A 12,201-nucleotide genomic window follows, 5' to 3' on the forward strand; every position below is an offset into this window, starting at 1 on the left:
CCACGCGTGACGACAGGAGATGGCCGATGACCGCACCCACCGCGGAGACCGGAGCGGCGCCCACGCGCAGGGACAGGCTGCGGGCCGTTCCTGCGAGCCGGATGCACCTCTGGCTGATGTTGGTGCTGACGTTCACGACCGGCATCAACGATGCCGTCGGCTACCTGGGGCTGGACAAGGTCTTCACGGGCAACATGACCGGCAACGTGGTCATCCTCGGCATGGCCCTGGTCGGCGACACCGGCCTGCCGGTGCTCGGGCCGGCGTTGGCGCTGCTCGGCTTCATGGTCGGAGCTGCGATCGCCGGAAGGGCGCAGCGCACGGCGATGACCGGGTGGAGTCGGGTCACCGCGGTGCTGCTGGGCCTGGTCGCCCTGGTCATGTTCGGGCTGGGGGCGGTGCTGCTGGTCGCGGGCAACCATCCCGAGCAGCCGGTGATGGTGACCACCACGACGTTGGCTGCAGCAGCCATGGGCATGCAGGCAGCCGTGGCGCGGCACATCGCGGTCAAGGACGTCACGACCGTGGTCGTCACCAGCACGATCACCGGACTCGCCGCCGACTCACGAGTCGGTGCCCACCGGCCTGGCGGCACTGCTCGCCGAGTGCTCGCCATTGCCCTGATCCTGCTGGGCGCAGCAGCTGGTGCCCTCGCCCTCCAGGCGCACCTCGGGCTCGGACTGCTGCTTGCCGGCGTGCTCATCGCCGCCGTCACGGTCGTCGGGGAACTCCACTCGCGAGGGTGATCCGGTCCGTCGGACGGAAGCACCCCTACAGTGCAGGGCATGACTGATCAGTGCCTGTTCTGCGGCATCGTTGCCGGCACCGTCCCGAGCGTGAAGGTGGCGGAGGACGAGACGACGTACGCCTTCATGGACATCAACCCCGGCTCCGACGGCCACCTCCTCGTGGTTCCCAAGCGGCACAGCAAGGACCTGATGGAGATCCCTGCCGACGACCTCGCCGCGGTCACTCTCGCGGCGCAGCGGATCGCGAAGGCTGCGGTGCCGGCACTCGGCGCAGACGGGGTCAACCTGCTCAACTGCTGTGGCGCCGACGCGTGGCAGACGGTCTTCCACTTCCATCTGCACGTGATCCCGCGCTACGTCGACAAGTCGCGTGACCGCCTCGGTCTGCCGTGGGTGCCGACGCCCGGTGATGCCGAGGCCATTGCCGCCACCGGCGCGAAGGTCGTTGCAGCGCTGGGGTGATTCTCGAGGGATGGCGGCTGTTCGGTGCCACATACGAGCAGCAAGCTTCCGCTGTCCCTGGCCCGCGACTTGGTGACGTGGCAGGCTGGAAATCGTGTACACCCCCGGTTCAACATGATGGACGAGCGCGAGGTGCGACCGCTCGTCGAGCAGGTCGGCGCCGCCGAGCTCGTCACCGTCGGTGCCGACGGCTTTCCGCGGGCAACTCGGCTCCCGGTCATCTGGGACGGGGAGCGGCTGATCTTCCACATGGCGCTGGCCAACGACCACTGGCGGCAGATCGCGGACGGTTCGCCCGCGTTGGCGGTCGTCACCGGGCCGGAGGCCTACATCAGTCCGGAGTGGTATGCAGCGAAGACCGAGCACGGCCGCGTCGTACCCACCTGGAACTACTCGGCCGTCCAGTTCCGGGGCCGGGCGACCGTACGCCGCGACGAGGCGTGGCTGCACCGGGCGATCAGCGATCTGACCGACCTCAACGAGCGCGATCGCCCGACCCCTTGGGCGGTCACCGATGCACCGGAGACCTTCGTCGCCCAGCAGGCGAAGGCGATCGTGGGCATCGAGTTCGTGATCGAGTCCGTGACTGCCAAGGCCAAGCGCAGCCAGAACCGGACCGACGAGGACAGGTGCAACGTCATCGCCGGACTGCGCGCGGGTGGTGGCCGGGAGCAGGCCATGGCCGACGCGATGGCTCGAGACCTCGAGCGGACCCCGGCGGCGCAGGCATGACCTCCCGACTCACCGAGATCAACATCGACTGCGCGGACCCGGCCCGGCTCGCCGCCTTCTGGTGCGCGGCGCTGGGCTACTCCGAGCTCGAGGCCTCCGCCGACCTGGTCGAGATCGGACCTGGTCGGGGCTCGAACGCGGAGCTGCTGGACGCCGTACGCCGGGAGCCCCTCGCTCCTTCGATCTTCTTCGCGTTGGTGCCCGAAGCCAAGACGGTCAAGAACCGAGTGCACCTCGATCTCTCCCCGATCGACTGCACCCAGGCCGAGGAGGTCGCCCGGCTCGAGGCCCTCGGTGCGCAGCGAGTGGACGTCGGGCAGACCGGCGCCGAGTCGTGGGTCGTGATGGCAGATCCGGAGGGCAACGAGTTCTGCGTGCTCCGCAGCCTCGCGCCCGGGGAGTTCGACCTGTGAGCTGGTGACTCGGCCGCCGTCGTCGCGACGGTGGCTGCGTGATTTTCCGGCTCCCGGCCCACTCGGCGTAGGTTCGTGCAGTGTCAGACAAGCGCCCCCGCCGTACCTTCGCCGTCATCAGCCACCCCGACGCCGGCAAGTCCACCCTCACCGAGGCCCTCGCCCTACATGCCCGGGTGATCACCGAGGCGGGCGCCGTCCATGGCAAGGGCAACCGTCGCGCCACGGTCTCGGACTGGATGGAGATGGAGAAGGCGCGCGGCATCTCGATCACCTCGGCCGCGCTGCAGTTCGTCTATCGCGACCACGTCATCAACCTCGTCGACACTCCGGGTCACAGCGACTTCTCGGAAGACACCTACCGGGTGCTCTCGGCCGTCGACTCCGCGGTGATGCTGGTCGACGCGGGCAAGGGACTCGAACCGCAGACGCTCAAGCTCTTCCAGGTCTGCGCCCTGCGCGGCATCCCGGTCGTCACGGTCATCAACAAGTGGGACCGGCCGGGCCTCACCGCGCTCGAGCTGATGGACCTGATCGAGCAGAAGATCAAGCTGCGCCCGACCCCGTTGACCTGGCCCGTCGGCGAGGCCGGCGACTTCCGCGGCGTCCTCGACCGCCGTAGCGGCGAGTTCGTGAAGTACACGCGTACGGCGGGTGGTGCGTCCCGCGCGCCCGAGCGACGGATGTCCGCCGACGAGGTGGAGGAGGTCGACGCCGCGGTGTGGGCCGATGCCGTCGAGGAGCACGAGCTGCTCGCCGCGGACGGTGCCGACCATGATCAGGCGAAGTTCCTGGCCGGCGTGACCACGCCGGTCATGTTCGCCAGCGCCCTGCAGAACTTCGGTGTGGCCCAACTGCTCGACCTGCTGCTCGACCTGGCGCCGGCGCCCGGGACCGTCGAGGGCGTCGACGGATCGCCGCGGCACCCCGACGACGAGTTCAGCGCCTTCGTCTTCAAGGTCCAGTCCGGGATGAACTCGGCACACCGTGACCGTCTTGCCTATGCCCGGATCGTCTCGGGCCAGTTCGACCGCGGCATGGTCGTCACCCACGCGTCGACCGGCAAGCCGTTTGCCACGAAGTATGCGCAGGCGGTCTTCGGCCGTGACGTCTCCTCCATCGAGCATGCCTACCCGGGCGACATCGTCGGTTTCGTCAACGCCCAGGCGTTGCGGGTCGGGGACACCGTCTATGTCGGCGACAAGATCGAGTTCCCGCCCGTGCCGACCTTCGCACCCGAGCACTTCATGACCGCGACTGCCGCCGACATCGGACGCTACAAGCAGTTCCGCCGCGGCATCGAGCAGCTCGACCAGGAAGGCGTCGTGCAGGTGCTGCGCTCCGACCTCCGCGGCGACCAGAGCCCGGTGCTGGCGGCAGTCGGACCGATGCAGTTCGAGGTGGTCCAGGAGCGGATGACCAACGAGTTCAACTCTCCGATCCGGCTCTCCCGCCTCGACTACCAGGTCGCTCGCGTCACTGATGCCGCTGGTGCCTCGGCGCTCTCCGGCAAGCGTGGTTGTGAGGTCCTGCAGCGCTCCGACGGCACCCACCTGGCGATCTTCACCGACCAGTGGCGCGCCAACGCCACGGCTCGCGACAACCCGGACATCAAGCTCGAAGCGCTGCCGGCGGGCGGGAGCTGAGCAGCGGGTCGACGGTCCACCGCGTGGTGCGATGAGTCCTGGCTCCCCGGCAGGTCCACACAGGTGACCACGACAACCAGGGAGCCACGCCATGACCGGACTCATCGACCTCGAGCTGTTCGCAACCCTCGACCTCATCGGGCAGGCGCCCGGCGGGCCTGACGAGGATCCGATCGGATTCCCCTTCGGCGGCTGGCAGGCGCCCTTGGTCGACGAGGCCTTCGGCGATCAGGTCGCCGCGGCGTACGAGGGCACCGACGCGTTGCTGCTCGGACGACGGACCCACGAGATCTTCTCCGCCTACTGGCCGCACCAGGAAGGCGACTTCGCCGACCTCTTCAACCGGGTGCCGAAGTACGTCGCTTCTCGGGGCCGGCCCGACCTCTCGTGGACAGGGTCCGAGCAGCTGGGGGCCGATCTGGTCGACTCGGTGCGCGAGATCAAGGAGCGGCACCGACGCATCAAGGTCGTCGGCAGCCTGAACCTGGTGCAGACGCTGCTCCACGAGTCGCTCTTCGACCGTCTCGACCTCTGGCTCCACCCGGTGGTCCTGGGCGTCGGCAAGTCGATCTTCGACGGTGGTGAGGTGCCAATGAATCTCACCCTCCTCCAGCCGCCGCAGGCAGGCCGGCGCGGCACCGTCCACCTGCGTTACGGCCGCGCCGAGGGCACGCCCGAGACGGGGGAGATGGCTGCGGGGTGAGTGCGGGCCCTCGCGGTCCGTCGGAGGTTTGCGGCACAGTGGTCGGCATGACCACCACCAATCCCGTCACCGAGTTGATCGCCTTCACCATCGACAGCTCCGACGCCATCAGGCTCGCCCACTTCTATGCCGACCTGACCGGCGGCGAGGTCACCGGGGAATACCCCGAACACGGATATGCCCAGACGCAGTACGGCACGGCGACCCTCAACTTCCAGACCGCCACCGACTACGCGCGCCCCGAGTGGCCCGGCCAGGAGCACCCGCAGCAGTTCCACCTCGACTTCCGGGTCGCCGACCTGCCCGCTGGTGTCGCGCATGCGCTCGCGCTGGGGGCATCACAGGCCGAGGAGCAGCCGGGCGGCGACATGTGGCGGGTCATGATCGATCCCGACGGGCATCCGTTCTGCCTCTGCCCGCCGAGCTCGTGACCTGTCCTGTCGGTCAGCCCTGAGGGTCGATGACCTCGATGAAGAGGCCGTCCATCTCCGCGCACAACCTGTCACCGTCGTGGAGGGTCCCCCGGGCGAAGAGCTTGCGCCCTTCGATCCGGTCCACCCACACCCGGGCGCGCAGGGTGCGACCCACCGGCGTGAGTGACCGGTAGTCGACCTTCAAGTAGGCCGTGCGGGGGAAGCCACGGGTGGCACGTTCCATGGTTGCGTAGCCGGAGATCTCGTCGAACAGCAACGAGACCATGCCGCCGTGGGCAGCCCCCGACCCATGTGGAAGGGGCGGAAGGTCGTCTCGACCACGACGCCCTCAGGGCCGAGTTCGCGAACCGTGATGGGCGGCAGTGAGACATTTCCTCGCGACGGCAGGTCCTTGCGGGAGTCGGCCGGCGCCTGCTCGACGGAGACGCTGGCGGCCTCCATGCGGGCGGTGATCTTGCCGAGGTCCTCGATCAGCTCGCGGGTGAGGTCGTCGTCGGCGTCGACCTGGCGCGCTGCGTCCATCACCGAGCGGATCTGCTCGACGAGATCGCCGAAGTGCGGACCTCCGCGGTGGGTGTTGCCCACGGCCCACTCCGGGAGCTCTCGCGTCCCTGTCGTTGCCGCCTGTCCGTCTGCCATGCGTTCTCCCCTGTGCCCACCGCTGCTGGGTGATGTTCGCCTGCATGGTCGCAGATCGTGGCTGCACTGGGGCTGACGGCTCCCGGCCTTGGGGCCGTCCCGCCTCACTGCTCGCGGCGAGGGCCTGGCTGGGTGAGGTCGAACGGAGCGAGGTCGTAGGCCCGCGAGAGCTTCTGTGGGACGACCATGCGCCAGGCTTCGACGACGAGTTCGCGTGCCTCGACCGGATCGAGTGCGGCGAGGTCGGCGTGGACCCAGTTGAAGCGCAGGTCGGACGCCGACGGCAGCAGGAACTTTGCCGGGTCACCGCCGACGAGCCCCTCCCGCTCCTCCTTCGGGAAGGCGAAGCCCATCACGGACTCGTCGAGGGAGAACGCCACGTAGACGATCTGCTTGACCCGGAACTTCAGGCAGCCGCGGACGTGGACCTCGTAGGAGCGTTCCAGGGCCGACCCGAGGTGTCGGACGTCATCAACCACCGCCATGGAACGACGATGCCACACCCCGACCTGCCGAGAGCGCCCCCACGGTGGCCGAGGTCGCGCGGATCGCGGCCGAGGTCGCGCAAACGGTGGGGCGGCGTACCCGATCAGTCGGCGACGATGATGCCGACCTCGCGTGCCATCGCGGGCGCGAGGTCGACGACCTGCTGGCTGGAGAGTACGGCGCCGGCAAGCGCGAAGGGTCCGGTGACGGTCTCGATCCGGGCGCCGCGGAGGTCGACGTTGGTCAGTTTCGAGTCGCGCACGTTGAGGTTGCCGATGCGGGTGCCCGTGAGGCGCACTCGCATCGCCTTGGTCTGGCTGAGGTCGAGGTCATCGATGATGCAGTCCGTGAAGAGCACGTCCACCAGCTCGGCGCCGCGCAGGTTGAGATAGTTGATCTTCACCCCGTTGAAGTGCACCGCCTTGCAGCGCAGGTCATAGGCCTCGATGGCGCCGAGGCGGCCGCCGGAGAACTCGACGTCCATCAGGTTGGTGCGCGCCATCTTGAGGACGGAGGTGGCCACCCGGTCGAAACGGGTCTCGCGGATCCGGGACGAGGCGAGTCCCAGCTCGTCGACGACCAGGTCGCGGAAGGAACACTGCGAGATCAGGCTCCCGCCACCGAGGTCGAGCTCACCATCGCGGATGCCGTCGTACTGCACGCCCTCCAGGTCGGTGTTGCGCTCCAGGTCGTCCGGGTCGCCGTCACGCAGCTCTCCGAGCTGGATGCGGTCGATCTGGGGTGCCTGGATCCGGCTGGGGGTGGCCACTGGGTTGGAGCTCCTCGACTGGGTGGTGATGGACGAGCGTCAGTCTTGCCGATGCGCGTCGCGGCCGGGGCGCGGGGAGGCAGCGGGGGACGACTCGGTTCGGCACGCAAGAACGGCAACTTGGGGACACAAGTGGTGCTCCTCCGCCGCAGGCAGGTGCCATGCTGAGGCCGGTCGGAGAACGAGGAGGAGCCGTGACCCTCTACTCGAGGCTCGTGCACGCCGAGGGCGAGCACGAGGAGGAGCACCTCGCTGCGGAGGCCCGCGCCCACATCGAGGCGAACGGCACCCGGGAGATCGGGGCGCAGGCACTCCAGGGCATCGGCGACGAGGTGGTCAATGCCAAGACGGTCCTGCCCTGGTTGATGAGCGCGGTCGGAGCTCCCGGCGTCCTCCTCGCCTTCCTCGTGCCGATCCGTGAGGCCGGCTCGATGCTGCCGCAGGCAGCACTGACTCCGTGGGTACGACGCCTGCGCGCCCGCAAGTGGGCGTGGGTCGCCGGCGGCGCAGCCCAGGCCGTCGCCACCGCGGTGATGGCGCTGGCCGCACTGAGCTGGGAGGGCTGGACCGCTGGGCTGGTGGTTCTGGGAGCGTTGACCGTCTTCGCCCTTGGTCGAGCACTGTGCTCGCTGGCGAGCAAGGACGTGCTCGGCCGCACCGTCCCGAAGGGCCAGCGCGGACAGATCAACGGGATCGTCACGGTGCTGGCCGGTGCCTTTGCCCTCGTCTTGGGGCTGGTGCTGGAGCTCTGGGTGGAGGCCGACGCAACGGTGGTGGCGGTGCTCCTGCTCGGCTCGGCGGTGGCGTGGATCCTGGCGCTGCTCGTCTTCGCCACCGTGCGCGAACCCGAGGGCGAGACACTCGACCCCGACCAGGACGAGGGCTGGGTGCGCGCCACCTGGCACCTGTTGCGCGACGACGACACCTTCCGTCGTTTCGTGTGGGTGCGGTCGCTGCTGCTGGTCTCGGCGTTGAGCCCGCCCTTCGTCGTCGCACTCGGCGTGGCCAACGGCGGCGACGTGCTCTCGGGCCTCGGGCTCTACGTGATCGCGCAGGGCGTGGCGCAGCTGCTCGGCGGCCGGGTCTTCGGACGTCTCGCCGACAAGTCCTCCAGGCTGCTCATGGTCTGGTGCTCCCTCGGCGCCTCGGTCGTGATCGCCGCCTTCCTGCTCCTGCTGCTGGTGCCGCCCGTCAAGGAGTCCGAATGGCTCTACCCGGCGACGTACCTGCTGCTGGCGCTCGTGCACCTGGGCACCAGGGTGGCCCGCAAGACGTACGTCGTCGACGTGGCAGAGGGTGACCGGCGCACGGAATACGTCGCGGTCGCCAACACCGCCATGGGGGTGCTGCTGCTGGCTGCCGGCGCGATGACGGGTGCCTTGGCCCTGTGGGGCAACGAGGCGGCGCTCGTGCTGCTGGCGGTGCTGGGTACGGTCGGTGCGGTACTCGGCCGCTCGTTGCCCGAGGTCAGTGCTGGGGCCCGTTGATCTCGACAGTGTGTCCTGCACATTCATTGCCTGATACACAAGTTGTGCCTGATACACTGGGGCCATGCAGTCGGAGAAGTTGCCCCCGCGATCGAGTCGGCGCTGCACGGCATCGAGTTCGAGGGGATGCTCCTGGGACGCCACATGTCGCCGGGGAACACTGAGACCGTGCTCAAGCTCGAGCGCAGTGCCTACACCTTGATGAGTCGCATCGAGATCGAGGGTCCGTTGTCGATCCCGCAGATGAGCGCCGCGTTCGCTCTCGACGCCTCCACCCTCAATCGGCAAACGGCCGCGATGATGCGCAAGGGGCTCATCCGGCGGATCCCCGACCCGGAGGGCGGCATCGCGCGCAAGTTCGAGCTCACCCCTGAGGGCGCCGAGTTGCTGACGCAGGACCGCGACATCAAGCACCGCGGGTTGCGCGAGATCCTTGCCGGCTGGTCGGGTGACGACATCACCGCGCTCGCGCGACTGCTGCACCGCTTCAACGCAGCGGTCGAGTCCCGTGAAGGGCGACCCTGGCCCCGTCCCCGCTGACGCGGTGGTCCGCCGCATCTCACGGCGTTGTCGAGCACCCGGAGCACGGGTCCGCTACGTACTTTCGGTGGCCACCCACTAGGGTGGACCGCGATGGCGGTGGGGCTCGCCGACAACCGCAACGCACGCGTTGCCAACAGTCCCTACCTCGCACATTTCCTGCCAGGTAGGAGCAAGTCCATGACAGACGATCCTCGGCCGATCACCGGTGTCGACCCAGACGTCGACCTCAGCGTCCCCGACCAACGTGCCGAGAGTGGCAACCTCTGGCGGGTGCTGGCCGTCGTTGCGCTCGGCGGCATGGTCGGTGCACTTGCCCGCCACGGACTCGAGGAATCCTGGCCGACCGCCGCCGGAGGGTTCCCCTGGGCGACGTTCACGATCAACGTCGTCGGCTCGGGCGCCCTCGGTGCGCTCATGGCATGGGTGTTCACGCGGACCGTCCATCCGCTGACGCGGCCCCTGCTGGGCACCGGGCTGCTCGGCGGTTTCACCACTTTCTCCACCTACGCTCTGGAGGGCCATGAGCTGGTGGGTGACGGCCACCCCGCGGTCGCGGTCGGCTATCTCGCGGTGAGCGTGCTCCTCGGTGTCGGTGCTGCGTACGCCGGCTGGTCGGGTGTGCGGCGGTTGCTCGGGGTGGAGGCGCCGTGAGCGGGGTGCTCTTCGTTGCCCTGGGTGCGTTCTTCGGGGCACCTACGCGCTACCTCCTCGACCGCGCGGTGCAGGCGCGCCGCCAGACGCCGATGCCATGGGGCACGTTGACGGTGAACGTCATCGGCAGCGCCGTGCTGGGACTGGTGGCCGGCCTCGCCGTCGGCCACGACGTACCCCGCGAGGTGGTGCTGGGCATCGGGGTCGGCTTCTGCGGCGCGTTGACCACCTTCAGCACCTTCTCCTTCGAGACGTGGCGACTCCATGAGTCCGGCGCGCGTCGGCAGGCCGTGCTCAACGTCGTGCTGTCGTTGGCCGCCTGCCTGACTGCGGTGACGCTCGCCCATGCCCTCGGCTCTCGCCTCTGACCCGTCGAGAACAACACCTCCAGCGCGTCGAGACGTCAGCTCGGCGCCTCCTGCAGGACGGCACCGCCCCTTCTGCTGCGCCCTCGACGATGGCACCGTGCGGCCATGCGAGCCATCAGGATCTGCGACGGGACCGTTTCGGTCGATGACGTGCCCGAACCCGTGGCGGGTCCGCGCGACGTGATCGTGCGGGTGCAGGCCTGCGGGATCTGCGGCAGCGACCTCTCCTACGTGAAACGCGGGGGCGCGTCGCACCACCGGGGCGCACCGATGGCGCTGGGCCACGAGATGTCGGGCGTCGTCGTGGAGGCGGGTGCCGACGTACGCACCGTTGCCGTGGGGGACCGCGTGGTCGTGCATCCGGGGGACGACCGGACCGGGCGGACCGGCAACGGTGCACCGGCGGGAGGGCTGGCCGAGCTGCTGCCGGTGCGCGACGCCGACGACGGCCGAATCCTGCATGTTCCGGCCGACATGGACCTCACCTACGCCGCCCTTGCCGAGCCCGTTGCGGTCGGCATCAACGCGGCTGAGCGCCTCGAACTGCCTGTTGGGGCGAAGGTTGCCGTGATCGGTGCCGGGCCGGTCGGGCTGGCTGCCCTGGCGGCGCTGCTCGACGCCGGCATCACCTCGGTCGTGGTCGTCGAGCCGGGCGCGACGCGACGCGCCATCGCGCTGGAGCTCGGCGCCGAGGCCGCACTCGACCCGAGCGACCCCGCGCTGTGGGGCACGTTGGCCGAGCTCCACGGGATGCATCCGGAGGCGCGGACGCCGTTGACGCAGGGGTACGTCGAGGCGTCGGGTCAGCCCTCGATGCTCGCCGAGATCATCGGGCACGCCGCGCCGCGGGCCCGGATCTCGATGGCCTCCGTGCACCTCGAGGACGTGCCGGTGAGCATGCTGCTCGTGATGATGAAGGAGCTGGAGATCCGCGGTGCCTTCGAGTACCCGGAACGCTTCGATGCCGGCCTCGATCTCTTGGCCCGACGCGACCTCCGGCCGATGCTCACCGATCTGCTGAGCCTCGAGGAGGTGGCGGCGGCGATGGCCGATCCGGCCGGTCTGCGGACCTCAGGCAAGACGATGGCCGTGCTCGATCCCGCAGGTTGAGCCCAACGCGGTGTCGTCGGTGCCCAGTCAGTCGGCGGTGACGAGCCAGACGGCCGCAGGATGGGTGAGGCTCCCGCTCGCCGGCCGAAGCGTGCCACGGACCCGGTCGAGCAATGACTGCCAGCCCGCAGGGCCGAGCCGCGGCTCGAGTTCTTCGCGGGCGTCCCGGCCGCCGGTGCTGAGGATGATCGACAGCCGCTCCTCGACGCCGTCGGTGCCGTGCAGGGAGCCGTAGTCGCAGACGAAGTCGAGCGGTTGCAGGTCGACGTTGCGCCAACCAGCCCGCGAGAGTACGTCGTCGAGACGGTCCGGATCGCTGAGTGACGTCGGTCCGGGCTCACCGGGAGGAGTGGGCGCTGGTGGCGCGACGAGCTCTGCGTTGAGCAGGTCGATGCCCTGGCTGAACATCGGGTTCTCGTCCCTCGATCGCCAACAGGCGAAGGCCAGCCGTCCGTCCGGCGCGGCCGCCCGGAGGTTGGCGAACGCAGTGATCGGGTCTGCGAAGAACATCACCCCGAAGCGTGACATGACGACGTCGAACAGCGCCCCGGGCAGGGCGAGCAGATCGGCTGTCTGTGCGTCTGCCTCGGTCGCGCTCGCGGTCGGCACCCGGATCCGTGCGGCTTCGACCATCGGTCCAGAGATGTCCACCCCGGTGGCCGAGGCACCCTTCGCGACAGCGGCCTCGAGGAGCGTTCCGGACCCGCATCCCACGTCGAGCACGCTCTCGCCGTCGCGGATGTCGGCTGCCGCCAGGACCGCCGCGGTCACGGGTGCGAAGAGATGGTCGAACAACTCGTCGTTGGCAACCCAGGCGCAGGCGCGGTCGGTCCAGGTCTTCTGGCCCTCGGTGTTGTCGCTCGCCATGGATCACTCCTCGTCGTCGATCGTTGGCTCGAAGGTAGCCGGGCGCCGGTGAGGGTGGCGTCGTACGACCGATCTCTCGGGTGCTGCACGTGTGAGGGCAACCTGATGGACGTGTCATTTCGACCAGCGGGCGGGGCTGCGG

The 12,201-nt window shown here is 69.2% G+C and carries 17 protein-coding genes; 12 read left to right on the plus strand and 5 right to left on the minus strand.

All coding sequences use genetic code 11. The annotated features are described in order from the left end of the window. The first annotated feature begins 26 nt into the window (after nt 1-26). From L1066_RS05110 to L1066_RS05140, 7 genes are all read left to right on the plus strand, one after another. Nucleotides 27-746 carry a YoaK family protein gene (locus L1066_RS05110; RefSeq protein WP_235735279.1) on the plus strand — a complete coding sequence of 240 codons (720 nt, stop codon included), beginning with the start codon at nt 27-29 and terminating at the stop codon, nt 744-746. 39 nt (nt 747-785) lie between these two features. Continuing rightward, nucleotides 786-1,211: an HIT family protein gene (locus tag L1066_RS05115; RefSeq protein WP_235735280.1), complete on the plus strand. Its 426-nt coding sequence runs from the start codon at nt 786-788 to the stop codon at nt 1,209-1,211. Nucleotides 1,212-1,283: 72 nt separating this feature from the next. Continuing rightward, on the plus strand, nt 1,284-1,943 hold the full coding sequence (locus L1066_RS05120) for an FMN-binding negative transcriptional regulator (protein WP_312007110.1): 660 nt from the start codon (nt 1,284-1,286) through the stop codon (nt 1,941-1,943). Continuing rightward, complete coding sequence (locus tag L1066_RS05125; RefSeq protein ID WP_235735282.1) at nt 1,940-2,356, plus strand: VOC family protein; 417 nt, start codon at nt 1,940-1,942, stop codon at nt 2,354-2,356. The genes L1066_RS05120 and L1066_RS05125 overlap by 4 nt, the downstream gene beginning before the upstream one ends. An 80-nt stretch (nt 2,357-2,436) precedes the next feature. Further along, nucleotides 2,437-4,002 carry a peptide chain release factor 3 gene (locus L1066_RS05130; RefSeq protein WP_235735283.1) on the plus strand — a complete coding sequence of 522 codons (1,566 nt, stop codon included), beginning with the start codon at nt 2,437-2,439 and terminating at the stop codon, nt 4,000-4,002. Between the two features lie 91 nt (nt 4,003-4,093). Beyond that, complete coding sequence (locus L1066_RS05135; RefSeq protein ID WP_235735284.1) at nt 4,094-4,705, plus strand: dihydrofolate reductase family protein; 612 nt, start codon at nt 4,094-4,096, stop codon at nt 4,703-4,705. Between the two features lie 47 nt (nt 4,706-4,752). After that, nucleotides 4,753-5,136, plus strand: coding sequence for a VOC family protein (locus L1066_RS05140; protein ID WP_235735285.1), 384 nt, complete (start codon nt 4,753-4,755; stop codon nt 5,134-5,136). Between the two features lie 13 nt (nt 5,137-5,149). On the opposite strand, the gene L1066_RS05145 is transcribed toward L1066_RS05140, so the two are convergent. The 4 genes from L1066_RS05145 to L1066_RS27510 all read right to left on the minus strand — a co-directional run bounded on the left by L1066_RS05145 (nt 5,150) and on the right by L1066_RS27510 (nt 7,033). Continuing rightward, nucleotides 5,150-5,362, minus strand: a complete 213-nt coding sequence (locus tag L1066_RS05145; RefSeq protein ID WP_235735286.1) for a PaaI family thioesterase — start codon at nt 5,360-5,362, stop codon at nt 5,150-5,152. Beyond that, on the minus strand, nt 5,320-5,778 hold the full coding sequence (locus tag L1066_RS05150) for a hypothetical protein (RefSeq protein WP_235735287.1): 459 nt from the start codon (nt 5,776-5,778) through the stop codon (nt 5,320-5,322). Before L1066_RS05150 ends, L1066_RS05145 begins: the two co-directional genes overlap by 43 nt. Before the next feature lie 104 nt (nt 5,779-5,882). Further along, on the minus strand, nt 5,883-6,263 hold the full coding sequence (locus L1066_RS05155; protein WP_235735288.1) for an MmcQ/YjbR family DNA-binding protein: 381 nt from the start codon (nt 6,261-6,263) through the stop codon (nt 5,883-5,885). Nucleotides 6,264-6,367: 104 nt separating this feature from the next. Further along, nucleotides 6,368-7,033 (minus strand): pentapeptide repeat-containing protein, encoded by a 666-nt coding sequence (locus L1066_RS27510; protein ID WP_235735289.1) that lies wholly within the window; start codon nt 7,031-7,033, stop codon nt 6,368-6,370. 194 nt (nt 7,034-7,227) lie between these two features. Here L1066_RS27510 and L1066_RS05165 point away from each other — a divergent pair, with 194 nt between their 5' ends. The 5 genes from L1066_RS05165 (at nt 7,228) to L1066_RS05185 (ending at nt 11,192) form a co-directional block, all read left to right on the plus strand. Beyond that, the gene (locus L1066_RS05165; protein ID WP_235735290.1) at nt 7,228-8,520 is read left to right on the plus strand and encodes an MFS transporter; all 1,293 of its coding nucleotides are present in this window, start codon (nt 7,228-7,230) and stop codon (nt 8,518-8,520) included. A 42-nt stretch (nt 8,521-8,562) separates the two neighbouring features. Continuing rightward, complete coding sequence (locus tag L1066_RS05170) at nt 8,563-9,060, plus strand: MarR family winged helix-turn-helix transcriptional regulator (RefSeq protein ID WP_235735291.1); 498 nt, start codon at nt 8,563-8,565, stop codon at nt 9,058-9,060. A gap of 180 nt (nt 9,061-9,240) precedes the next feature. After that, a complete protein-coding gene (locus L1066_RS05175) occupies nt 9,241-9,714 on the plus strand; it encodes a fluoride efflux transporter FluC (protein WP_235735292.1) in 474 nt (157 codons plus the stop codon). Continuing rightward, entirely contained in the window at nt 9,711-10,082 is a 372-nt protein-coding gene (gene crcB / locus L1066_RS05180; protein WP_235735293.1) for a fluoride efflux transporter CrcB, read from the plus strand. The genes L1066_RS05175 and crcB overlap by 4 nt, the downstream gene beginning before the upstream one ends. A 105-nt stretch (nt 10,083-10,187) precedes the next feature. Next, the gene (locus L1066_RS05185) at nt 10,188-11,192 is read left to right on the plus strand and encodes a zinc-dependent alcohol dehydrogenase (RefSeq protein ID WP_235735294.1); all 1,005 of its coding nucleotides are present in this window, start codon (nt 10,188-10,190) and stop codon (nt 11,190-11,192) included. Between the two features lie 27 nt (nt 11,193-11,219). Here the strand turns inward: L1066_RS05185 and L1066_RS05190 are convergent, their stop codons facing one another. Continuing rightward, nucleotides 11,220-12,059: a class I SAM-dependent methyltransferase gene (locus L1066_RS05190; protein ID WP_235735295.1), complete on the minus strand. Its 840-nt coding sequence runs from the start codon at nt 12,057-12,059 to the stop codon at nt 11,220-11,222. Nucleotides 12,060-12,201 lie beyond the last annotated feature (142 nt).

The organism is Nocardioides alcanivorans, assembly GCF_021555175.1.
GTDB classification, from domain to species: domain Bacteria; phylum Actinomycetota; class Actinomycetes; order Propionibacteriales; family Nocardioidaceae; genus Nocardioides; species Nocardioides alcanivorans.